General features: G+C 64.0%; 18 protein-coding genes and 7 tRNA genes. 18 read left to right on the forward strand and 7 right to left on the reverse strand.

The features are described from left to right. Positions 1-75 precede the first annotated feature (75 nt). From B8115_RS10900 to pdxB, 3 genes are read left to right on the forward strand one after another with little or no spacing between them, the layout of a single operon-like run. On the forward strand, positions 76-1464 hold the full coding sequence (locus B8115_RS10900) for a diguanylate cyclase (protein WP_083861822.1): 1389 nt from the start codon (positions 76-78) through the stop codon (positions 1462-1464). Further along, complete coding sequence (locus B8115_RS10905; protein WP_010627835.1) at positions 1457-2944, forward strand: ABC transporter substrate-binding protein; 1488 nt, start codon at positions 1457-1459, stop codon at positions 2942-2944. The genes B8115_RS10900 and B8115_RS10905 overlap by 8 nt, the downstream gene beginning before the upstream one ends. A 2-nt stretch (positions 2945-2946) precedes the next feature. Further along, on the forward strand, positions 2947-4101 hold the full coding sequence (gene pdxB / locus B8115_RS10910) for a 4-phosphoerythronate dehydrogenase PdxB (protein ID WP_026038050.1): 1155 nt from the start codon (positions 2947-2949) through the stop codon (positions 4099-4101). Positions 4102-4234: 133 nt separating this feature from the next. Here the strand turns inward: pdxB and htpX are convergent, their stop codons facing one another. From htpX to msrB, 4 genes are all read right to left on the reverse strand, one after another. Further along, positions 4235-5137 carry a protease HtpX gene (gene htpX / locus B8115_RS10915; RefSeq protein WP_010627837.1) on the reverse strand — a complete coding sequence of 301 codons (903 nt, stop codon included), beginning with the start codon at positions 5135-5137 and terminating at the stop codon, positions 4235-4237. A gap of 129 nt (positions 5138-5266) precedes the next feature. Further along, complete coding sequence (locus B8115_RS10920) at positions 5267-6499, reverse strand: pyridoxal phosphate-dependent aminotransferase (protein ID WP_010627838.1); 1233 nt, start codon at positions 6497-6499, stop codon at positions 5267-5269. Between the two features lie 64 nt (positions 6500-6563). Continuing rightward, positions 6564-7544 (reverse strand): ribosome biogenesis GTPase YlqF, encoded by a 981-nt coding sequence (gene ylqF / locus B8115_RS10925; protein ID WP_010627839.1) that lies wholly within the window; start codon positions 7542-7544, stop codon positions 6564-6566. A gap of 71 nt (positions 7545-7615) precedes the next feature. Further along, positions 7616-8017, reverse strand: a complete 402-nt coding sequence (gene msrB, locus B8115_RS10930; RefSeq protein WP_010627840.1) for a peptide-methionine (R)-S-oxide reductase MsrB — start codon at positions 8015-8017, stop codon at positions 7616-7618. Positions 8018-8171: 154 nt separating this feature from the next. On the opposite strand from msrB, the gene B8115_RS10935 reads away from it, so the two are divergent. From B8115_RS10935 to B8115_RS10990, 12 genes are all read left to right on the forward strand, one after another. Continuing rightward, positions 8172-8247, forward strand: a tRNA-Glu gene (locus B8115_RS10935). 60 nt (positions 8248-8307) lie between these two features. Then, positions 8308-8382 (forward strand) — tRNA-Gly (locus B8115_RS10940). Positions 8383-8483: 101 nt separating this feature from the next. After that, positions 8484-8559: transfer RNA gene (locus tag B8115_RS10945), tRNA-Glu, on the forward strand. 52 nt (positions 8560-8611) lie between these two features. Further along, a tRNA-Gly gene (locus B8115_RS10950) sits at positions 8612-8686 on the forward strand. Positions 8687-8704: 18 nt separating this feature from the next. Continuing rightward, positions 8705-8780: transfer RNA gene (locus B8115_RS10955), tRNA-Glu, on the forward strand. Between the two features lie 45 nt (positions 8781-8825). Continuing rightward, positions 8826-8900 (forward strand) — tRNA-Gly (locus B8115_RS10960). Positions 8901-9146: 246 nt separating this feature from the next. Next, positions 9147-10109 (forward strand): ABC transporter ATP-binding protein, encoded by a 963-nt coding sequence (locus tag B8115_RS10965; protein ID WP_010627841.1) that lies wholly within the window; start codon positions 9147-9149, stop codon positions 10107-10109. Next, complete coding sequence (locus B8115_RS10970) at positions 10106-10879, forward strand: ABC transporter permease (RefSeq protein WP_010627842.1); 774 nt, start codon at positions 10106-10108, stop codon at positions 10877-10879. Before B8115_RS10965 ends, B8115_RS10970 begins: the two co-directional genes overlap by 4 nt. After that, positions 10876-11709: an NADPH-dependent 7-cyano-7-deazaguanine reductase QueF gene (gene queF, locus B8115_RS10975; RefSeq protein ID WP_010627843.1), complete on the forward strand. Its 834-nt coding sequence runs from the start codon at positions 10876-10878 to the stop codon at positions 11707-11709. The genes B8115_RS10970 and queF overlap by 4 nt, the downstream gene beginning before the upstream one ends. Before the next feature lie 43 nt (positions 11710-11752). Then, positions 11753-12313, forward strand: a complete 561-nt coding sequence (locus B8115_RS10980) for a nitroreductase (RefSeq protein ID WP_010627844.1) — start codon at positions 11753-11755, stop codon at positions 12311-12313. A 3-nt stretch (positions 12314-12316) separates the two neighbouring features. Beyond that, a complete protein-coding gene (locus B8115_RS10985; RefSeq protein WP_010627845.1) occupies positions 12317-12820 on the forward strand; it encodes a YiiD C-terminal domain-containing protein in 504 nt (167 codons plus the stop codon). A gap of 105 nt (positions 12821-12925) precedes the next feature. Beyond that, positions 12926-13013: transfer RNA gene (locus B8115_RS10990), tRNA-Ser, on the forward strand. Between the two features lie 188 nt (positions 13014-13201). Here B8115_RS10990 and B8115_RS10995 read toward each other — a convergent pair. Then, on the reverse strand, positions 13202-13573 hold the full coding sequence (locus B8115_RS10995) for a VOC family protein (RefSeq protein ID WP_010627846.1): 372 nt from the start codon (positions 13571-13573) through the stop codon (positions 13202-13204). A gap of 87 nt (positions 13574-13660) precedes the next feature. Here B8115_RS10995 and B8115_RS11000 point away from each other — a divergent pair, with 87 nt between their 5' ends. From B8115_RS11000 to B8115_RS11010, 3 genes are all read left to right on the forward strand, one after another. Continuing rightward, positions 13661-14083, forward strand: a complete 423-nt coding sequence (locus tag B8115_RS11000; RefSeq protein WP_010627847.1) for a MarR family winged helix-turn-helix transcriptional regulator — start codon at positions 13661-13663, stop codon at positions 14081-14083. Positions 14084-14885: 802 nt separating this feature from the next. Then, on the forward strand, positions 14886-16805 hold the full coding sequence (locus tag B8115_RS11005; protein WP_141638568.1) for a bifunctional diguanylate cyclase/phosphodiesterase: 1920 nt from the start codon (positions 14886-14888) through the stop codon (positions 16803-16805). Between the two features lie 121 nt (positions 16806-16926). Next, entirely contained in the window at positions 16927-17352 is a 426-nt protein-coding gene (locus B8115_RS11010; RefSeq protein ID WP_010627849.1) for a DUF3617 family protein, read from the forward strand. 96 nt (positions 17353-17448) lie between these two features. Here the strand turns inward: B8115_RS11010 and B8115_RS11015 are convergent, their stop codons facing one another. Both B8115_RS11015 and B8115_RS11020 read right to left on the reverse strand, forming a co-directional pair. After that, positions 17449-20565, reverse strand: a complete 3117-nt coding sequence (locus B8115_RS11015; protein ID WP_010627850.1) for an efflux RND transporter permease subunit — start codon at positions 20563-20565, stop codon at positions 17449-17451. Next, positions 20565-21665 (reverse strand): efflux RND transporter periplasmic adaptor subunit, encoded by a 1101-nt coding sequence (locus B8115_RS11020; protein WP_010627851.1) that lies wholly within the window; start codon positions 21663-21665, stop codon positions 20565-20567. The genes B8115_RS11015 and B8115_RS11020 overlap by 1 nt, the downstream gene beginning before the upstream one ends. Between the last annotated feature and the right edge of the window lie 238 nt (positions 21666-21903).

A 21903-nucleotide genomic window follows, 5' to 3' on the forward strand; every position in this document is an offset into this window, starting at 1 on the left:
AGTCGAGTAGCAGATACGGCATTGTATAGCCTCGGTGTCCTCGAGCAAGCGAGGGAAGAGGGTGGCTGGTATGACATGAGAAGAGTTTTTGGACTGACAGCCAGGCTGGCCGCTCTCACGATGGTGCCGACACTGGTCATACTGGCCACCATTCTGCTGGCGTTACACTCCTTCGGTGAGTATCGCGTGACCGTCTCGCAGTTCTCCGAGCGGCATACCCATGCCTTGATGACGGCCAGCCGTTTGATGCAGCAGAGCGAGAGCATGCTGGGCAGCGGCGCGATGCTGCTGCTGGCCGACGATCACTTCAGCCGGCGCCAGGCTCTGTTCGAGATCGCCGACCGGCGTGAATGGATGGAACGGCTGGTGGATGAGCTTGCCGCCATACGCGGCGAGGCAGGCAGCTTCGATGATATCGAGCGAGTGCGCGATCAACTGATGGAGAGCTTCGACGCACTGGACGCTCTGGTTCAGCGGCGTATCGATCTCGTTGGGCAGCTTCAGCAAGCGCCGGACGAGACCAGCGATGCCCAGCTGCGCGAGACCGAAAGGCTGCTGGCCCGGCAGATGCGCACCAATCGTTCTCTCTCCCAGGATCTGAACGTGGCCATCGGCTATCACGTCAGCGGTATTCGCCTCGCCATTCGCGATTCGGCCGAGCAGATGGAGCAGCAACTGCGCCAGCGGGAGGGCGCCTTGAAGGGCTTTGCCCTGATTGCCATCCTGTTGCTGCTGGCCACGGCGTTTCACATCAACCGCTCGGTGGTGCGCAGGGTGGTCAAGCTGCAGCGGGTCATCAGCCGTGAGCGTCCCGCCCCGAATGAGCTTCGAGTGGACGGTAGCGACGAAATCGCCCAGATGGCGCGCTCCATTCAACGCTATGTCTATCGCATCAACGACAACGAACGGCGGATCATGGCGATGAACCGGGAGCTCGACTTCCTGGCCACGCATGACGCCTTGACCCAACTGCGCAACCGACACTACTTCGAACGCGAGTGCAATGAGCGCCGCAGCGTCCTGGTGGCCGAGCATTATTGCGTGGCAATGATCGATATCGACCACTTCAAGGCGATCAACGACACCCATGGCCACGAGGCAGGCGACCGGGTGATTCGTCGGGTTGCCGACCGGCTGCGGCGGGGGCTGCCCGAGTCGGCTCTGCTGGCCCGCTACGGCGGCGAGGAGTTCGTGGCGCTGCTGCCCGGACTCGACATCGACGCAGTGGCGCCCATGCTGGAGCAGATACGCCAGGAATTCGAAAGTCATGCCATCGAGCTTGGCGAAACGGCGCTGCGTGTCACGGCAAGCTTCGGCCTGGCACAACAGTTGGCGGGCGGCGAGTTCGACGAAGCACTCAAGGCGGCCGACGAAGCGCTCTATCGGGCCAAGCGCAGCGGGCGCAATCGCGTCATGTATCAGTGGCTTTCGAATGACGATTCCGAAGAGGCGGCCTATGGGTGATGCGTTCAGCCGGCGGCTGGCGGTGGTTCTGCTCGCAAGCCTTTCGTTCCTGGCGGTGCCAGGAGACGCTTCCCAGGCCCTCCTGCGGGTCGAGCTGCAATTGGAACCACCGCACCTCGACCCCACGCTGACGGCATCCAGCACCGTGGCCGAGGCGTTGCATCTGAATGTCTTTCAGGGCCTCACTCGCATCGGCCGGCATGGCGAGGTGCAGCCGGCGCTGGCCAGCCGCTGGGAGGTCAGCGAGGATGGCCTCGTCTATCGCTTCGTCTTGCGTAGCGACGTCCTCTTTCATCACGGCAAGGCATTCGACTCTGGAGTGGCGGCGTATAGCCTGCGGCGCCTGCTGGAGGCCGAGAATGCCAATCCACAGCGCCATCTGTTCCGGGCGATTCGCCACGTAGAGGAAGTGGGGACGCATGAATTGCGCATCGAGCTGGAGCAGCCCGATGCGCTATTGCCATTCCGCCTGGCGCTCTCCGCCGCCGTGATCGTCCATCCCGATACGGTACACACCAACCGTACGCATCCGGTGGGCACCGGCCCCTACAGATTCGTCGGCTGGGAGCGCAAGGAGGGCGTTCGGCTGCGTGTCTTCGAAGCGTATTGGGGCGAGCTGCCAGCCATTCGCGAGGCGCTGTTCACCTTCACCCCCAACCGGGTAGAACTGGAGAATCTGCTCTCGGAGGGTGCCATCGATCTCTACCCCGATGCCAGCAGCCTGACCGCTCATATGCCGCTCATGCAGCGAGCCGACTACGAGATCCAGGACGGTCTCAGCGAGGGTGAAGTGCTGCTGGCCATGAATCATGGCCGTGCACTCTTCCAGGACATACGTGTGCGCCGTGCACTTTCCCATGCCGTCGATCGCGAAGCGCTGCTGGCGATCTATCCTTCCATCGACCCGCCCCTGATCGGCAGTCACTTTTCGCCGCGCCATCCGGCCTACGTGGACCTGAGCCAGCGCTATCCCTACGACCCCGAGCGGGCGCGAGGGCTGCTCGCCGAGGCCGGCTTCAGAGACGGAACCCGTATAGCGCTGACGGTACCGCCCACGCAATATGCCGAGCAGAGCAGCCTGTACATCGCCTCGGACCTGGAGGCGGTTGGCTTCGAGGTCGAGCTGCAGCGGGTCTCCTGGGGGGAGTGGCTGAGTCAGGTGTTCACCGAGCGTGACTACGACGTGACCGTGATCGCCCACGTGGAACCGATGGACATCGACATCTACGCTCGCGATGATTACTACTTCAACTACCACAGCGAGACGTTTCGCGAGCTCTGGTCACGCATCGAGGCGCAGCAGGACCCGGCCGAGCGTCACCGCCTGCTGGCTGAGGCGCAGCGTCATCTGGCCGAAGAGGCGGTTCACGTCTTTCTGTTTCTCAAGCCGCAGCAGGCCATACGCAAGTCGAATCTGCAGGGTGTATGGAGCGATGCGCCCATTCCTGCCGTGGTGCTGGAAGAGCTTTACTGGGAGTGAACATGCGTATTCTCGTCGATGCCAACGTGCCGGGCGCCGAGGCCTGCTTCGGCCAACTGGGCGAACTGGTGAGGCGGCCGGGGCGCGAGATCGATGCGGCGGCCCTGCAGGACATCGACGTGCTGGTGATTCGCTCCATCACGCGGCTCGACGCGGCGACGCTCGACACCGCCGTGGCTCGGGGCTCCTGGCTGCGTTTCGTCGGTACCTGTACCATCGGCACCGACCATGTCGACCAGGCGGCGCTGGCGCGACACGGCATCGCTTTCGCCAGCGCACCGGGCTGCAATGCCGAAGCGGTGGTCGACTACGTGCTGGGCAGTCTGCTCACGCTGGCCGAGCGTCAGGGTTGGCGACTCGCCGAGCGCCGGGTAGGCATCGTCGGCGTGGGCAACGTGGGCGGTAGACTGCTGGCCCGACTGAGCGCCATGGGCATCGCCTGCCTGGCCTGCGACCCGCCCCGGGCTGAACGTGAGGGCAGTGAGGGCTTCGCGGCTCTCGATACCCTCATCGACGAGTGCGACGTGCTCTGCCTGCACACGCCGCTGGTTCGCGAAGGGCCACACGCCACTCATCATCTGCTCGATGCGCAGCGCATCGCCGAGCTGGCCCCCGGCACGCTGCTGCTCAATGCCGGGCGGGGCGACTGCGTGGACGGCGCGGCGCTGCGTCAGCGGCTGTCCGGCCCGGGCGACATCACGGCGGTACTCGATGTGTGGGAGGACGAGCCGGCCATCCACCCGGCGCTGCGCGATCTGGCCGCCATTGCCACCCCCCACATCGCCGGTCACAGCCTGGATGGCAAGCTGCGCGGCACGCACCAGATCTATACCGCGCTGTGCCGGCATCTGGGCTTGCCGGCACGGCTTGGGCTGGACGATCTACTGCCCAGGCCCCCCGTCTCGCGTCTGGTCCTTGAAGGTGGGCTCGATGCCGAGGAGACGCTGCGGCTCTGCCTGCGTGCGGTTTACGACGTGCGTCGCGACCATGACAGCCTGTTGCGGGAGAGCCGCCAGCTGGGCATGGCAGCTGGCTTCGACGCCTGCCGCGCCAACTATCCGCTGCGCCGGGAGCTCTCGACGCTCAACCTCGAGCTGGGCGAAGCGGCCTCGGCTCACGCAGCCTGGCTGCAGGGTGCGGGACTGCGTCTGGCGTGAGGTTCCATTTTGCAACAGGCCTGAACGCAGAAGAGCCCGTCGTAGCGACGGGCTCTTCTGGTTCTACTGCTGCGTACCGGTCTTTGGGACCGAGTTATGTATCGGGCTCATGTACCGGTTTCTCGTGCAGGGCTCAGCGGTAAGCGGCTTCCTTGAGCGCACGAATACGATCGTCCAGCGGCGGGTGACTGGCGAACAGACGCTCCATCAGCGAGCGGGTCTGGCCCTTGGTGATGGCCATGGCGCGCAGGGTGTCGGGCATCTGATCGGGCAGCTCGGTCTCCGCCTTGAGCCGGGCCAGGGCATTGATCATGGCGCCGGAACCGGCCAGCTGGGCGCCCGCCGCGTCGGCACGGTACTCGCGGTAGCGCGAGAACCAGGCAACGATGGCCGAGGCGATCAGGCCGAACACGATCTCGGCGACGATCACCACCGCGAAGTAACCCATGAAGCCCAGGCCGCCTTCACCGCCGCTGCGGGCGCGCAGGAAGTTGTCGACCAGGTGGGCCACGGCGCGGGCGAAGAACATCACGAAGGTGTTCACCACGCCCTGGATCAGCGCCAGGGTGACCATGTCGCCGTTGGCCACGTGGCCGATCTCGTGAGCCAGTACCGCGCGCACCTCTTCCGGGCGCATACGGTTGAGCAGACCGGCGGAAACCGCCACCAGGGCGTCGTTCTTGTTCCAGCCGGTGGCGAAGGCGTTGGACTGCTGCGCAGGGAAGATGCCGACCTCGGGCGTCTTGATGCCGGCCTCACGGGACAGCTCCTCGACGGTATCGAGCAGCCACTTCTCGGTAGCGTTGCTCGGCTGGGTGATCACCACCGTGCCGGTGCCGCGCTTGGCCATCCACTTCGACAGGAACAGCGAGATCAGCGAGCCGGCCATGCCGACGATGAAGCAGAAGATCAGCAGGGCATTGAAGTTGAAGCCCTCGCCGCGCAGGTAACCCTCCACCCCAAGCAGTCGCAGCGTGATGCTGGCGACGAGGATCACTGCCAGGTTGGTGCCCAGGAAGAGCAGTATTCTCATCATCGTTCGGAGTCTCCGGTCATCTCAAGGAAGCGAGGGCCGCACCGGGCGGCCCAGAAAATCTGTTGATTAGATACGGCTGGTTAACGGAGGTTTCAAGTCCGAGCCGAAAAATCGGGTCTAGGCCGACGCTTACTGGCGATAGCGTGACAGGAAGCGGGCGAAGCGATCCAGAGCGTCGCCGAGCTGATCGGCCCAGGGCAGGGTGACGATACGCACGTGGTCCGGCTCGGGCCAGTTGAAGGCGGTGCCCTGTACCAGCAGGATTCTTTCCTGCAGCAGCAGATCGAGCACCAGCTTCTGGTCGTCCTGGATGGGGTAGACCTTGGGATCGAGCCGCGGGAAGGCGTAGAGCGCGCCCTTGGCCTTGGTGCAGCTCACCCCGGGAATGGCGTTGAGTTTCTCGTAGGTGATGTCGCGCTGGGCCAGCAGCCTGCCGCCGGGCAGGATCAGGTCGTTGATCGACTGATAGCCGCCCAGTGCCGTCTGGATGGCGTGCTGGGCCGGCACGTTGGCGCACAGGCGCATCGAGGCGAGCATGTTGAGGCCCTGGATGTAATCCTGCGCGCGTTGCATGGCCACGCTGCCGGAAAGAATCATCCAGCCGGAGCGGAAGCCGGCGCAGCGGTAGCTCTTGGACAGGCCGTTGAGAGTCACTACCAACTGGTCCTCGTCGGCCAGCGCGCCGGTGGAGACGTGCTCGGTATCGTCGTAGAGGATCTTGTCGTAGATCTCGTCGGAGAACACCACGAGATCGTGCTCGCGGGCGATGGCCAGCAGCTCGCGCACCACTTCGGGCGGATAGACCGCGCCGGTGGGGTTGTTGGGGTTGATGATGACGATGGCGCGGGTGTGGCTGGTAACCTTGGCGCGCACGTCGGAGATGTCCGGCGCCCAGTCGGCCTGCTCGTCGCAGCGATAGTGCACCGCATGACCGCCGGAAAGATGGGCGGCGGCGGTCCACAGCGGGTAGTCGGGGGCGGGAATCAGCACCTCGTCGCCATCGTTGAGCAGTGCCTGCAGCGCCATCACGATCAGCTCGGACACCCCGTTGCCGATGAAGATGTCCTCGATGCCTACGCCGGGAATCTCCTTGCGTTGGCACTCCTGCATGATCGCCTTGCGTGCCGAATACAACCCCTTGGAATCGCAGTAGCCCTGCGCAGTGGGCAGGTTGCGCATTACGTCCTGGAGGATTTCCTCCGGGGCCTCGAAGCCGAACGGCGCGGGATTGCCGATGTTCAGCTTGAGGATGCGGTGGCCTTCGTCTTCCAGCCGCTTGGCGTGCTCGAGCACGGGGCCGCGGATGTCATAGCAGACGTTGTCGAGCTTGTACGATTTCCTGAACGTGGAGGGCGTATCCATGAGGTGTCCGAGATTCCAGTGGTGTCCGGTGGCTCCGGTCAGCCCTGCTGCCGGAACTCAGTGATTATGCGGGGTTGTCGGCGTCGCCGCTATCGCTGATCGCCGCTTGTGGCATTGGCTCTTCGTCGGCTTCCGGCGGCGGGATGTCGGCGGGGGTTTCCAGCGTCAAACGGCCCAGCTTGCCGTCGCGCAGCTCATGCAGCAGGACCTCGGCGCCGCGATGCAGGTCGATCTCGCCGCCGGGGCGCAGCCCGCCACGACGGCTGGCGATCTCGGCCAGTATCGCATGGCCGTCGAAGCCGGCCATGGCGAGCAGGTCGATGCGCTTCGGTCCATCCGCCTCTACTTGTTCAGCCTGAAGGTTGGGCACGTAGGGCGGCAGGGCGGTCAGCTTGTAACGAGCCTTCAACGCCTCGGGATAGCGGCGGGCCAGCTCGGCGGCGGTGACCACCGCCACGTCGACGTAATCGATGGCGGTATCGCGTATGGCACCGCTGGCGGCCAGGCGATAGGCGCTGGCCTGATCTTCGATCTTTGGCCACAGCACGCCGGGGGTGTCGATCAGCGCCACGCGGCCGGCAATGCGCACCTTCTGCTGGCGTTTGGTCACCGCTGGCTCGTTGCCGGTCTTGGCGATGGCCTTGCCGGCCAGGCCGTTGATCAGGGTCGACTTGCCGACGTTGGGAATGCCCATGATCATCACCCGCACATCGCGGTCGGCGCGTACCTGCCCGGCCAGCTCATGGCACAGCTTGGGGATGCGCTTGAGCTCGCGGGCGTTGGTGGTGGTGACCGCCAGCGCGCGGGTGTCGGGCAGCGAATCGAAGTGCTCCACCCACTCCCGGGTAAGCTCCGGGTCGGCCAGGTCGGCCCGCGAGAGGATCTTGAGTACCGGCTTGTGGCGGGTCAGGCCGGCCAGCATGGGGTTGGCACTGGAGTAGGGCAGGCGGGCGTCGAGCACCTCGATCGCCACGTCGATTTCCGGCAGCGCCTCCTGGATCTGGCGGCGCGCCTTGTTCATGTGTCCCGGATACCAGCCGAGCATGTGCCACTCCTGCAAACCGTACGAGGCCGCCCATCATAGCAGAAGGGCGGCCTCAGCAGGGTGGAGGAGGACTACTCGCCGGGATGGAAGGAGATGGACACCGAATTGATGCAGTAGCGTAGCCCGGTGGTGTGGGGCGGGCCATCGGGGAACACATGGCCCAGGTGAGCGTCGCAGTGAGCGCACACGACCTCGGTGCGCTGCATGGCGTGGGAGTCGTCGGGGCGTTCCTCGACGGCGGCCTTGCCCAATGGGCGGTCGAAGCTGGGCCAGCCGCAGCCGGCTTCGAACTTGTGCTCATTTTCGAACAGTGGAGCATTGCAGCAGACACAGTGGTAGATGCCGTGCTCGCCGGTCACCTGGTAGTCGCCGCTGAAAGGGCGCTCGGTGCCCTGCTGGCGCGTCACGCGATACTGCTCAGGGGTAAGCTGGGCTTGCCACTCGGCATCGCTCTTCACGATCTTCTTGCGCATGGCCTCTCTCCTGCTGGGCGACGTCGACTTCATCTGACACTGAAAGCTTGGCCGTTTTCCCTCTTTTCGGCCAGCCCGAGGCCGACAGTTGACAGCCTCGGGGGGCTTGAGTAACATTCGCGCCACCTCGTTGAGGCGAAAGCGAGACGACAGCGTCCCATTCGTCTAGTGGTCCAGGACACCGCCCTTTCACGGCGGGAACAGGGGTTCGAACCCCCTATGGGACGCCACTCGTTTTACGCTGGTTTCAACGGGTACCGGAGTGTAGGACCGAAGTGCAAGAGCAGAGTGCGGGAATAGCTCAGTGGTAGAGCATCGCCTTGCCAAGGCGAGGGTCGGGAGTTCGAATCTCCTTTCCCGCTCCAAATTCTGCTTCGGCAGAATGAGCAGGTTCGGTGAAGGGTCGGGAGCTGGTGCGCCAGTCCGATCGAATCACCTTCCCGCTCCAGCACGGTCCGGCTTTTGCGTCCCATTCGTCTAGTGGTCCAGGACACCGCCCTTTCACGGCGGGAACAGGGGTTCGAACCCCCTATGGGACGCCACCTTCCGGTTGCGGTAGAAGTAGCTTTATCGATAGCATAGATGTTCGTGCATGCGGGAATAGCTCAGTGGTAGAGCATCGCCTTGCCAAGGCGAGGGTCGGGAGTTCGAATCTCCTTTCCCGCTCCAGCACGGTCTGGCTTTTGCGTCCCATTCGTCTAGTGGCCTAGGACACCGCCCTTTCACGGCGGGAACAGGGGTTCGAACCCCCTATGGGACGCCACTTCGATACTCTGTGATGTCCAGGGCGACACTCCAGAGGCAGTAAGCGGGAATAGCTCAGTGGTAGAGCATCGCCTTGCCAAGGCGAGGGTCGGGAGTTCGAATCTCCTTTCCCGCTCCAGTTTTTCTATCCAATGTCCAAGATGCCAAGGCTCGGGCCGGAAGCCGGGGCGCCGGACCGTCGAATCTCCTTTCCCGCTCCAGTTTCTTCTGCGCCCATCAAGATGCCAAGGCTCGGCCCCCCTACTTAATTTGATGACCTTGCCCATGGGCGAGGGTTTCGGCGTTTTTCCAGGCGGCGACTTGAAAAATTCCTTCGCGCCCTAATCTCTTGGACTCGCACTTCATCCCAACGCAAGGATGTCCCATGGCCGAACCGGCGCTGTCGATCCGTGGCCTGACGAAGGTCTACGGCAACGGCTTTCATGCCCTGAAGGGTATCGATCTCGACGTCGAGCAGGGAGATTTCTTCGCCCTGCTGGGCCCCAACGGGGCCGGCAAGTCCACCACCCTGGGCGTGGTGTGCTCGCTGGTGCAGAAAACCGCCGGCCGGGTCTCGATCTTCGGTATCGACATCGACCGCGACTTCGCCCGGGCCAAGTACCACCTGGGCGTGGTGCCCCAGGAGTTCAACTTCAACCAGTTCGAGAAGGTCATCGACATCGTGCTGGCCCAGGCAGGCTACTACGGCATGCCGCGCAGCGAGGCGTTGCCCCGTGCCGAGCAACTGCTCAAGGACCTCGGTCTGTGGGACAAGCGCAACGGCAGCGCGCGCATGCTCTCCGGCGGCATGAAGCGCCGCCTGATGATCGCCCGCGCCCTGATGCACCGCCCCAAACTGCTGATTCTCGATGAGCCCACCGCCGGCGTCGACATCGAGCTGCGTCGCAGCATGTGGGAGTACATGCGCCGCATCAATCGTGAGGAGGGCACCACCATCATCCTCACCACCCACTATCTCGAGGAGGCCGAGAGCCTCTGCCGCAACGTGGCGATCATCAACCACGGCGAGATCGTGCGGAACACCGGCGTGCGCGAGCTGCTCGCCGAACTCGATACCGAAACCTTCCTGCTCGACCTGGCCCGCCCGGTGGAGCAGGCCCCGCACGTCGAGGGCTTCGAGGTGAACAAGGTGGAGGGTGCCCAGCTCGCCGTGGTGGTGCACCGCGGCCAGCGGCTCAACGATGTTTTCGCCGCCCTGGGCGAGCAGGGCATCGAGGTAGTTTCCATGCGCAACCGCGCCAACCGGCTTGAGGAGATGTTCGTGTCGATGGTGGAGCAGGGTAATGAGATGCAGCGCGAACTCGACGGAGCGGAGGTGAGCAAGTGAGCGCCGCTCAGATCGCCATCGCCCTGTGGACCCTGGTACTCAAGGAGATCAAGCGCTTCACGCGGATTTGGCCGCAGACCCTGCTGCCGCCCTCCATCACCATGGCCATGTACTTCATCATCTTCGGCAGCCTGATCGGCCCGCGCATCGGCGAGATGGACGGCTTCAGCTACATGGACTTCATCGTCCCGGGGCTGATCATGATGGCGGTGATCACCAACAGCTACTCCAACGTGGCCTCCAGTTTCTTCTCCAACAAGTTCCAGCGCAGCGTGGAGGAGATGATGGTCTCTCCCATGCCCAATTGGGTGATCCTGGCCGGCTTCGTGCTGGGCGGCATGGCCCGCGGCCTGGGGGTGGGCGCCATCGTCACCCTGGTATCGCTGTTCTTCACACGCATCAGCGTGGCTCACCCGCTGTTGACCCTCGGGGTGGTGGTGCTCACCGCGGCGCTGTTCTCCATTGGCGGCTTCATCAATGCACTGCTGGCCGACAAGTTCGACGACGTCTCCATCGTGCCGACCTTCGTGCTCACGCCGCTGACCTATCTGGGCGGGGTGTTCTACTCGATCTCGCTGCTGCCGACCTTCTGGCAGAACGTCTCGCTGCTCAACCCGATACTCTATATGGTCAACGTGTTCCGCCACGGCTTTCTCGGTATCTCCGACATTCCGGTAGGCTGGGCGCTGACGGCCATCTTCGCTTTCATCATCGTGCTCTTCGCCATCGCCCTGTGGATGCTGGAGAGGGGTAAAGGTATCAGATCATGAGTCAACGTCCTGACACGCTCGAGCATGCTCCGCTGGGGCGCGAGTCCGCCTATCCCGAGCACTACGATGCCGGGTTGCTCTATCCCATCCCCCGCGCGGCCAATCGCACGCCGCTGGGCATCGAAGAGGGCAAACTGCCCTTCGTCGGCGAGGATGAGTGGCACGCCTTCGAGGTTAGCTGGCTCAACGCCCGCGGTAAGCCGCTGGTGGCCGTGGCACGTTTTCGTCTGCCGGCGGAGTCGCCCAACCTGATCGAGTCGAAGTCGTGGAAGCTCTACCTCAACGGCTTCAACCAGACCCGCTTCGACAGCCGCGAACAGGTGATCGAAATCCTCGAGCGCGATCTGGCCCAGGCCGCCGGGGCACCGGTCTCGGTGGAGCTGTTCGATGTCGACGACGCGGCGCTGGCGGTGTGTCGGCTGCCCGGCGAGTGCCTGGACGAACTCGACATTGAGATCGACGCCTACACTCCCAGCGCCGAGCACTTGAAGGTGGGAGAGGAGATCGTCGAGGAGACGCTCTATTCGCACCTGCTCAAGTCCAACTGCCCGGTCACCGGCCAGCCCGACTGGGGCAGCGTACTGATTCGCTATCGCGGCCCCAGGCTCGACCGCGAGAGCCTGCTGCGCTACCTGATCGGCTATCGTCAACATCAGGATTTCCACGAGCACTGCGTGGAGCACATCTTCACCGACCTGATGGCCAGGGCGAAACCGGAGCGCCTGCTGGTGCTGGCGCGCTACGTGCGCCGCGGCGGGCTCGACATCAGCCCCTGGCGCGCCACTCCCGGCGAACGCCCGCCCGAGCCCCTGCGCCTGGCGCGGCAGTAGCGCCTTGGGTAGAGTGCCGAGAAAGACTCGAGAGGAGAGCAACATGGATGCGATGACCCTGCTGCACGAACGCAGCTCCATGGGCAAGCTGATGGGGCCGGCCCCCGGCCCCGAGCAGATGGAAGCGATCTATCGCGCCGCGCTGCGCGCGCCGGACCACAAGGAACTGCGCCCCTGGCGTTTCATCGAGTTCACCGGTGAGGGACTAGAGCGGCTGGGCGAGCTGTTCGCCGAGGCCGAGTACCGTGAGGACCCGGACATCGAAGATGCCGCCCTGGATGCGGCGCGCAAGAAGCCGCTGCGCGCCCCCATGGTCATCGCGGTGATCGCCAAGGTCACCCCCGATATGCCCAAGGTGCCCAAGATCGAGCAGGTGATCTCCGCCGGCTGTGCCGCCCACGGCATCCTGTTGGCGACCCATGCCCTTGGCCTTGGCGCCATGTGGCGCAGCGGCAAGTACGCCTTCGACCCCACCGTGCGCAAGGGGCTCGGGCTGGAGGAAGACGACGAGCTGATCGCCTTCCTTTATCTGGGCCAGCTCGGCGGACGCCACAAGCCCATTGCCGAGCATAACGTCGGCGACTTCGTCGAACGCTGGACCTGACCCATGCGGGAAATCGGTATACCCCACCCACGGCTGTCGCTGCCCGAGCCCGGCCAGAGCGACGTGCCGCAGGCGTTTCTCGCCTGGCTGGCCGAGGCCATTCCCATGGTCGCGCACCTGGGCATTCGCGAGATGCGCTGGGAAGGGGAGAGCCTGGTGTGGGAGCTCGCGCTCGAGCCCAACCTCAACGACAAGGGCACCGGCTTCGGCGGGGCGCTCACCGCCCAGACCACCCTGCTGGGCTGGTGTTGGACCACCCTTTGGCTGCGCCAGCGCGGCTACGCCCGCGACGTCGTCGTGGCCGAAGCCAGCCAGCGCTTCCTGGCCCCCGTTACCGGCGATTACCGCATCGTCTGTGCTGCCCAGAGCGAACAGGGCCCGGCGAGCCTGGCCGAGCGACTGACGAGCCGTGGGCGCGGCCGCATCGGTCTTGTCCAGCAGCTCTGGTGCGGCGAAACCCTGTGCCTGGAAGCCCACGGCGACTACGCCGTGCTGGACGCCGGCTGAATGTGCTCGAACCGAAAAACCGGCTTGCAAACGCGCACATAAGCCGTTAGACTTTGCGCCGTTCTGACGCACAAGGGCGCTGCCCCCGTGGAAGAACCCCAATGTGGAGAGGTGTCCGAGTGGTCGAAGGAGCACGCCTGGAAAGTGTGTAAGTCGAAAGGCTTCGAGGGTTCGAATCCCTCCCTCTCCGCCACAGATTCCGAAAAACCAGTCGCTTGCGGCTGGTTTTTTGCGTTATTCGTACCCCACCTATCATGCGGCCAATAGCGCCCTGACTGGCGCGCAGGGCTTGTCATCGCGGCACATCCTTGTGCCGTTCCCCTGATCAGTCAACTAAGCGGGCTGACTGGGCTTTGTCATGCCGTTTCCCTGGTTGCTGAATCAGGACTTCACGACCGTGTGGGCCGTGATTGAGTAGCCGAACGGATCGCGGAAGGCGAAATAACGGCCGAACGGCCCGTCCTTCGGAGCAAATTCGACTTCGACGCCTTGACCAATGAGATGGTCGTGCAGTGCATCAGCGTCATCACAGCCGAACCAGATGGCAATGCCCCAGCCCAGCTTGTCGGTCGCCTCCAGATCGATGACAGGCGTACGGATGGCAAACGGCACAGGCTTGGTGTCGAACACGACGGCTCCCGGCGGGCTCATGGGCGCGGGTTGGAGCCCGACGACGTCGGTGTAGAAGGTGCGCGCGGCTTCAATGTCTTGGACTTGAAGACCAATGAAATCGGGTCCGATTAGATGCGGCATGACGGGGTTTCCTTGTATTGCCGGATTTGGTAGTATCAGGGTGCTTATATCATATAAGGGCCCTGATATGTCAACACGAGTTTGCTGATGGACGACCCCTATGCAACGATCGGCTTCGCGCTGAAGCAGGCCCAACAAGCGCTTCGGACGCGTATGGATGCTGAATTGCGTCAGATCGGTCTGACCACGCCGCAATATGCGGTGCTTGCCTACTTGAAGGTCGAGCCAGGAGCTTCAAACGCCGCGCTGGCGCGTCAAGCCTTCGTCACGCCGCAGACAATGCAGGCGATCCTCGTCACGCTCGAGAAGTTGGGCTTCATCAAACGTACCCCTCATCCGGAGCACGGGCGCGTTCAGAAGACCGAGTTGACGACCGCGGGCGCTCAGGCCCTGGTGGCAGCCTCTGCAATCGTTGCCGATATCGAAAAGCGCCTTGTCGATGCCGCAGCGCCGCTCGGTCCTGAGGTTGTTGCAACTATGCTAATGCGGCTGGCAAGTGCCCTCCGATAGAGCAGATGGAAATCAGTGAGAATGGACTGGAGTGCAGCCACCTTCTGTTGTGGCGCATCTATTACAACCCGTGTCCGTCATTTCCTACAAACTCGCTTATCTCAGGTTAAATACAGAGGGCTTCTTGGCTGCCAGACTGTACGCATGAGCCAGGGAGGCTCATCAGGGATGATCGAGTCAGGATGACTCACCTCCAGGGATGCTTGAGCAGGAAGCTCGAGGTGGTAGTAGGGAAGCGAAGATTCAGCCCGGTCGAAAGGCCGGGCTTTCTTGTTTTATTTTGTAGCGCTTAGCGTTGGGTATTATGGTCGATGCTGGCCGAATAGCAGCGCTAGGATGACTTAAATTCTGAGTAGCCAAAGGGTTGCGAGAGGCGAGTTAATCGGCACATGGCTTGCTGAAGGTAAATTCTTACAGGCTTTGTAGGTTATTTCTTACAAGGAAGCATATCCCAGGTTAACAGCATTTTGCTCGAAAGCTGCCATGCTGGTTACAAGGGTAGGAAGCCCGAGACAGGGAAGGCCGCATCAGGACGATGCAAGTTCCATGGATGCTCGATCAGGAGGATCGAGGAGTGAAGCAAGGAGGCGAAGATCAGCCCGGCCGAGAGGTCGGGCTCTTTGCTTTTGGAGGGTCGTTTCTGGCGAACCCTCAGGCCTTAAAGCTCGAAAAGTCGCCTGATGGCCATCGATTTTTTGCTTTTGCTTTACCGTGACAGGGTAGATGATGGAAAGTCGACCACCGTAGGTTAATTTTAGATTTTTCTGCTATAACATGACGTATCCTTCTACCAGGTGACGGGATGTCCAACTCTGGCTGGCTGGTCAGCATATGCCGTACGGCTTCTGCAGGGGCAGTGGCTGGCCTGCCGATGGCCGCCTTAGCGGCGGCAGGGAATGGCGCACTGCCTCTATCTCCCGGGTGGGGCGGGCTCGCGCTGACGGTGGTACTGGTGCCTGTCCTGGTCGTCGCCGGGCTGGCCTATCGCCGCAGGCTGACGAAAGAGGCAGAGCGGCTGCGGGCCGGCAGGGAAGAGCTGGCGACCATCCTGGACAGTGTCGATGCCTGTATCTACGTCAAATCGGCGGACCTGCGCTATCAGTACGTCAATCGTAAGACCGTCCAGAGCATCGGGTTGCCGGTCGACTCGATCCTCGGCAAGACCGACTTCGACCTCTTCGACGCGAACATGGCGGCGGATCTGCGCTTCAACGACCAGCGGGTGTTGCAGCAAGGGGAGAAGGTGGTGGCCGAAGAGGGCCACGTGCTGGCCACGGGCGACACCATCCGTACCTATCTGTCGATCAAGCTGCCGCTGCATGCCGCCGACGGCTCGATTCGTGCGCTCTGCGGTATCTCCACCGACGTCACCGAGTATCGTGACATCCAGGAGAGCAAGTACCGCCTGACCTATTACGATCCCCTGACCGGCCTCCCCAATCGCCGTCTGTTGCTGGACCGCCTCGGCATGGTCGTCAAGGGCACGCGTCGCAGCGAGCGCTATGCGGCGTTGCTGTTCATCGATCTGGACGATTTCAAGGTCGTCAACGAGACCCAGGGACTGTACAGCGGAGATCGGCTGCTGAGTCGGGTGGCCCGATGCCTCGAGGAAGTGGTGCGGGAGAGCGATACCCTGGCGCGCCTGGGGGCGGATGAGTTCGTCCTGCTCATTCACGACCTGGGGCTCGACGTGGAGCAGGCCGCCCATGCCGCCGAGCGTGTGGGCGAGAAGCTGCTGGGCCAAATCGTGAACGCCCGGGGCGAGGACGACCAACTGCCGGTGCTGCCCATCACCGCCAGCATCGGCATCACGCTGTTCGCCGACGGTGACGCCAGCGTCGAGGCGGCCATGCGGCAGGCGGACATCGCCCTGCAGCAGGCCAAGGCGGCAGGCGGGAATACGCTGCGCTTCTTCAATGCCGAGATGCAGGCCGACGTGATGGAGCGGGTATCGCTCGAGGCCGACCTGCACCAGGCACTGGCACGCGATGAGCTGTGTCTGCACTATCAGGTTCAGGTGGACAGCCACGCCAGCGTGGTCGGTGTCGAGGCCCTGATTCGCTGGAACCATCCCAAGCGCGGCCTGGTCCCACCGATGCTCTTCATCCCCCTGGCGGAAAAGAACCGGCTGATTCTGCCGATCGGCTACTGGGTGCTCGAAACGGCTTGCCGGCAGTTGGCCGAGTGGGGCAAGGAGCGCGACAAGGAGGGCCTCTACATTGCGGTCAACGTCAGCTCGGTTCAATTCCACCAGACCGACTTCGTGACTCGCGTGCAGCACGCACTGGAGATGACCGGTGCCGATCCGGCCCGCCTGGTGCTGGAGGTTACCGAGAGTCTGCTGATGGAGGATCCGCAGTGGGTGCGTGAGATCATGCTGCGCCTCAGCAAGCTCGGCATTCGTTTCGCCCTGGACGATTTCGGCACCGGCTTCTCATCGCTCAACTATCTGAAGCGCCTGCCCCTGCATGGCTTGAAGATCGACAAGTCGTTCGTCAACGGCGTGCTCGAAGACCCGGTGGACGCCGCCATCGTCAATACCACCATCACGCTGGCGGAGAGCCTCGGCCTGGAAGTCACGGCGGAGGGGGTCGAAAGCGAAGCTCAGCATCGCTGGTTGCTCGAACAGGGCTGCCAGGTGTTTCAGGGCTACTATTTCGGCCGCCCGCAGGCCAGGGAGAACCTCAAGCTGAAAGTGGCCGAGAGCTTCATCCCCACCTGAGGGGGGAAAGCGTTACGCTGTGTTTCCTCCTTTTCCTGTTGTTGCTGGGTTAAGCTGGTGCCTACGTGTTGCCGGAGGCATCGTTTCCTCTGCCATACCTACCACCACAACGGAGAGTTTCATGTCCTTACGACCCTGGGTTGCCGCTGCCGTGCTGATGTTCCCGCTGACGGCGCTGGCCGATACGCCCAACATCGTGCCGGGCCAGTGGCAGTTCACCAGCACCACTTCCGTCAAGGGCGACGTGCCGATTCCCGATCAGACGGAGAGTCATCAGGAGTGCATCGTTCAGGGCGATCTCGACGATGCCGACTTCCAGTTCCTCGAAGTCGAGGAGGGCTGCGAGCTGCTCGAGCACAACGTCTCCGTCGATGGCGTCGATTACCGCATGATCTGTCGCGCCGAGGGCGGCGAGGCCAACATCGACGGCCGCATGGACTTCCTGGGAGAGCGGGTCGAGGGTAGCGTAAACATCGACACCGAATCGCCCATGGGGCAGATGCGTCTCGAAACCGCCATCGAGGGCGAACGTCTCGGCGAGTGCTGAGCGCACGTCTCGCTGACGACGCGTGAGGGCCACCCATAGGGTGGCCCTCATCGTTTTCAGTTTCGGCTCAGCAGGTTCCGGCTCAGGGAAGGGGTGTCAGCGCCGGTTGACGGGGACCTCGTCCATCTCGGTTTCCAGGCGTCGCTTCACGTCGCCGGGGGAGCCGGTATGGCGTGCCAGCAGGTCGTAGGCCACCGGTACCACGAACAGCGTGAAGAAGGTGGCGGCGGCCACCCCGGCCATGATCACCGTACCGATCACCATGCGCGATTCGGCGCCGGCGCCGGTGGAGACAATCAGCGGGATGGCGCCGGCCATGGTGGTCACCGCCGTCATCAGGATCGGGCGCAGACGTGTCACGGCGGCATCGAGCAGGGCGTCGCGGAAGGCCAGGCCCTGATCGCGCAGCTGATTGGCGAACTCGACGATGAGAATGCCGTTCTTGGCCGCCAGGCCGATCAGCATGACCAGTCCCACCTGACTGTAGATGTTGAGCGACTGTCCGGTCAGCAACAGGCCGAGCAGGGCGCCGCTCATGGCCAGTGGCACGGTGAGCATGATCACGAAGGGGTGCACGAAGCTCTCGAACTGGGCCGCCAGCACCAGGAATACCACCAGCGCTCCCAGCACCAGCAGGAAGGTGGTGGCGCCGCTGGCCTCGCGATAGTCGCGCGAGGGGCCGGCCACGTTGGTTTGGGCTTCGGGCGGGAGAATCTCGTTGGCCGTCTGCTCCAGGTATTCCAGCGCTTCGCCCAGCGGGTAGCCATCCACCAGATTGGCTTCGATGGTGATGGAGCGTATGCGGTTGAAGCGGTTGAGGGTGCTGGCGCCCGCGTAGTCGGTCAGAGTCACCAGGCTGGCCAGCGGAATCAGCTCGCCCGAGCGCGCCGAGCGCACCTGGATGTTGTCCAGCGCCCGGGGGCTGTTCTGCCGCGCCCGGTCGCCCTCGAGGATGACGTCGTACTCCTCGCCGTCGTCCACGTAGCGCGTCACGTTGCGTCCGCCCAGCAGCACCTCCAGGGTACGGCCGATCTCGGTCACCGTGACCCCGAGCGAAGCCGCCCGCTCGTAGTCGATGTCCACGCGTAGCTGCGGCTGGGTTTCGCGATAGTCGCTCTCCAGGCCCGCCAGGCGCGGGTTGTGCTCGCGAATGTGCTCGAACATCAGGTCGCGCCACTCGGCCAACTGCTCGTAGGTGCCGCCGCCCAGCACGAACTGCACCGGCTTCTGCACGCGCTGGCCGAAACCCTGCCGCATCACCGGGCTGGCCTGTATGCCGGGAAGATCGGCCAGCAGGGCGCGCACCTCGTCCATGATCTCCCAGGCGCTGCGGCGCTCTCCCCAGTCGGCCATGTTGATGATGGCGAAGCCGCCGTTGTAGTTCTCGATGTTGCCGAAGCCCCGCGGCGCACGGATCACCACGCGTTCGAGTTCGCCCGAGTCGAGCAGCGGCTGCAGGCGCAGCTCGATCTCGTCCATGTAGTCCATCATGTAATCGAAGGTGGCGCCTTCGGGACCGTTGACCAGGATGATGAAGTTGCCGCGATCCTCCCGCGGGGTGTACTCGTTGGGCAACTGCTCGGCCATCCACACGGTGGCCGCGATCAGCGCGACGAACACGGCCAGCACCGCCAGGCGCGCCTTGAGCACGATTTCGAGCAGCGCACGGTAGATGCGCTGCGACAGTTCCAGCAGCCACTGCACGCCGCGGGCCGCCAGGCTGTCGCCCATGTTGGGTTTGAGGATCTTCGAGGCCATCATCGGCGTGAGCGTTAGCGCCAGCAGGCTGGATATCGCCACCGCCGCGGCCATGGTCAGGGCGAACTCGGAGAACAGGCGGCCCACGTTGCCTTGCAGGAAACTCAGCGGTACGAACACCGCGATCAGCACCAGGGTGGTGGCGATGACGGCGAAGGCAATCTGCCGGGTGCCGCGGAAGGCCGCCACCAGCGGCGTTTCGCCATAGTCGTGCATGCGCCGGTTGATGTTCTCGAGCACCACGATGGCATCGTCGACGATCAGGCCGATGGCCAGCACCAGGGCCAGCAGGGTGAGCAGGTTGATCGAGAACCCCATGGCAGCCAGCGCGATGAACGAGCCGATGATGGCGATGGGCACCGTCACCGCCGGCACCAGGGTGGTACGCACGTTGCCGAGGAACATGAAGATGACCACCACCACCAGCCCCATGGCGATGAACAGCGTGATCACCACCTGCTCGATGGCCCCGGCAACGAACACCGATGCATCGAAGTTGAGACTCATCTGCATGCCTTCGGGCAGGGTGGCCTGCAGCCGCTCCATCTCCGCCTGAACCCCCTGGGAAAGCTCCAGCACGTTGGCGGTGGACTGCATCATGATGCCGAGCCCGACCATCGGCACGCCGTTGGCGCGGAACACCGAGCGGTCGTCCACCGAGCCCACCTCGACCCGGGCCACGTCGCCCAGGCGTATCAGGTAGCCGTCGCTGCCCTGGCCGATGGCCAGGCGGCGGAAGTCCGCCGCCTCGGCGAAGCTGCGCGGCAGGCGCACGATGAACTGGCGCTCGCGGGACTCGATGGAGCCGGCCGGCAGCTCCACGTTCTCGGCGCGCAGGGCGTTCTCCACGTCGCTCACCGTCAGGTTGCGTGCCGCCAGGGCATTGCGGTCGAGCCATACGCGCATGGCGTAGTCGCGGCCGCCGCCCAGCCGCACCCGGGCCACGCCGGGCTGCACCGAGAGGCGATCGACCAGGTAGCGGTTGGCGTAGTCGGTCAGCTCCGGCATGGAGTAGCCCTCGCCGGAGAGGCTCAGCCACACCACGATCTCTTCGCTGGAATCGGCCTTCTGCACCTCGGGCGGGTCGGCGTCGTCGGGCAGGTTGCGCTGGGCGCCGGCAATGCGGTCACGCACGTCGTTGGCCGCGGCGTCGATGTCCATGCCCAGATTGAATTCGATGTTGATGCGCGAGCGGCCATCCTCGCTGGAAGAGGTCACCACCTCGATGCCTTCGATCCCGGCAATGCGATCCTCCAGCACCTGGGTGATGCGCGACTCGACCACGTTGGCCGCCGCCCCGGGGTAGCGCGTGTCGATGCTCACCACCGGCGGGTCGATGGCCGGGTACTCCTGGAGTGACAGCCGCTCCAGCGAAAGCAGGCCGAAGGCGACGATCAGCAGGGCCAGTACCGTGGCCAGTACCGGCCGCTGTACGGAGATGTCGGACAGCCGCATCAGGCGTCTCCCTCGTCGCGATGCGCCTCGAGAATCTCGCGAATGGAAGTCTCCTCGTCGGCGATGCCGAGCAGCTGTACACGGTCGCCCTCCCGGGCGCGCTGCACGCCATGGGAGACGATCAGCTCATCCTGTTCCAGCCCCTCGAGTATCTCGGCCTGGCCGATACGGCGCTCGCCGACGCGCACCTCGCGCCGCTCCACGCGGTTCTCGTCGGCCTCGTCGATCACTAGCACGTACTGCCTGTCACCGCTGGGGATCAGCGCCGCTTCGGGCACCACCACGGCCTGGCGCGGGCTGCGCTGCAGAATCACTTCCATCAGCATGCCCGGGCGCAGGCGCAGCTCGGGGTTGTCGATCTCGGCGCGTATCGTCACGCTGCGGCTCACGGGGTCGACCCGCGAGCCGATGCTGCTCACCTCGCCCTCGAACAGCTCGTCGGGAAAGGCCACGCTGCGGGCGGAGAGCGGCAGGCCGGGCTCGAGGATCGCCAGATAGAGCTCCGGCACGCTGAAGTCGAGCTTCATCACGTCGAGCTTGTCCAAGGTCACCAGCTCGGTGCCGGGGGTGACCAGGCTACCGACGCTGATGTTGCGAAAGCCGACCACGCCGTCGAAGGGCGCGCGCAGGCGGTAGTTGGTCAGCCGTGCTTCCAGCCCCTGAATCTCGGCCTCCACCTGGCGCAGCCGCGCCTGGCTGTCTTCCACGTCGGCCCGCGGCGCCATGTTGCGGTTCTGCAGTTGGGTCAGGCGGTCCACCGCGCTGCGGCGTTCGTCGCGCAGGGCCTGGGCGGCGCGCAGTTGAGCCTGCTCTTCACCATCCTCCAGGCGGATCAGCATCCGGCCGGCCTCCACCGCTTCACCATCGCGGAAGTTCAGTTCGGCGACCAGCTCGGTCACCGTGGCCGAGAGCGTCACGCTCTCGTCGGCACGCAGCGTACCCAGCGCCTCCAGCGGGTCGGACCAGGGCTGCAGCGCGGCGCGGGCACCGATCACGGCGGTGCGGTCCTGAGCCGCCAGCGGCAGCGAGACGGCCAGCAGCAGGCAGAACGGGGCCAGCCAGCGCCAGGCTCCGGGAGAAGAAGTGCGCGATGTGGTCATGGGTGGCTCTTGTCGTAGTGTTCGGGTCGCGACGGAGGAAGCCAACTCCTTTGGCTTTCTATCCTTACCAGGCTACTCATATTGGCCCCTACCAATATGACAACAAATTCGCAATATCCTATCTACTTCCAGGCTTTGATTGTACAGGTTTTGCATAACTAATTCCCCCTATGCCGTTTCGTGCATGCCCGCCGGCCCTGCAAGATCCTCCAATCCCTCTGCAAGATTCTCCAAGCGT

The sequence above is a fragment of the Halomonas sp. KM-1 genome, assembly GCF_000246875.1.
In the GTDB taxonomy this organism is placed as follows: Bacteria; Pseudomonadota; Gammaproteobacteria; order Pseudomonadales; family Halomonadaceae; genus Halomonas; species Halomonas aerodenitrificans.

Excerpts from the sequence above, each read along its gene's own strand:
- pdxB (WP_026038050.1), top strand. The coding sequence starts at position 2,947 with ATGCGTATTCTCGTCGATGCCAACGTGCCGGGCGCCGAGGCCTGCTTC.
- queF (WP_010627843.1), top strand. The coding sequence starts at position 10,876 with ATGAGTCAACGTCCTGACACGCTCGAGCATGCTCCGCTGGGGCGCGAG.
- B8115_RS10965 (WP_010627841.1), top strand. The coding sequence starts at position 9,147 with ATGGCCGAACCGGCGCTGTCGATCCGTGGCCTGACGAAGGTCTACGGC.
- B8115_RS11015 (WP_010627850.1), bottom strand. The coding sequence starts at position 20,565 with ATGCGGCTGTCCGACATCTCCGTACAGCGGCCGGTACTGGCCACGGTA.
- B8115_RS10980 (WP_010627844.1), top strand. The coding sequence starts at position 11,753 with ATGGATGCGATGACCCTGCTGCACGAACGCAGCTCCATGGGCAAGCTG.
- B8115_RS10995 (WP_010627846.1), bottom strand. The coding sequence starts at position 13,573 with ATGCCGCATCTAATCGGACCCGATTTCATTGGTCTTCAAGTCCAAGAC.
- htpX (WP_010627837.1), bottom strand. The coding sequence starts at position 5,137 with ATGATGAGAATACTGCTCTTCCTGGGCACCAACCTGGCAGTGATCCTC.
- B8115_RS11000 (WP_010627847.1), top strand. The coding sequence starts at position 13,661 with ATGGACGACCCCTATGCAACGATCGGCTTCGCGCTGAAGCAGGCCCAA.
- B8115_RS10920 (WP_010627838.1), bottom strand. The coding sequence starts at position 6,499 with ATGGATACGCCCTCCACGTTCAGGAAATCGTACAAGCTCGACAACGTC.
- msrB (WP_010627840.1), bottom strand. The coding sequence starts at position 8,017 with ATGCGCAAGAAGATCGTGAAGAGCGATGCCGAGTGGCAAGCCCAGCTT.
- B8115_RS10985 (WP_010627845.1), top strand. The coding sequence starts at position 12,317 with ATGCGGGAAATCGGTATACCCCACCCACGGCTGTCGCTGCCCGAGCCC.
- B8115_RS11010 (WP_010627849.1), top strand. The coding sequence starts at position 16,927 with ATGTCCTTACGACCCTGGGTTGCCGCTGCCGTGCTGATGTTCCCGCTG.
- B8115_RS10905 (WP_010627835.1), top strand. The coding sequence starts at position 1,457 with ATGGGTGATGCGTTCAGCCGGCGGCTGGCGGTGGTTCTGCTCGCAAGC.
- B8115_RS11005 (WP_141638568.1), top strand. The coding sequence starts at position 14,886 with ATGTCCAACTCTGGCTGGCTGGTCAGCATATGCCGTACGGCTTCTGCA.
- B8115_RS10900 (WP_083861822.1), top strand. The coding sequence starts at position 76 with ATGAGAAGAGTTTTTGGACTGACAGCCAGGCTGGCCGCTCTCACGATG.
- B8115_RS11020 (WP_010627851.1), bottom strand. The coding sequence starts at position 21,665 with ATGACCACATCGCGCACTTCTTCTCCCGGAGCCTGGCGCTGGCTGGCC.
- ylqF (WP_010627839.1), bottom strand. The coding sequence starts at position 7,544 with ATGCTCGGCTGGTATCCGGGACACATGAACAAGGCGCGCCGCCAGATC.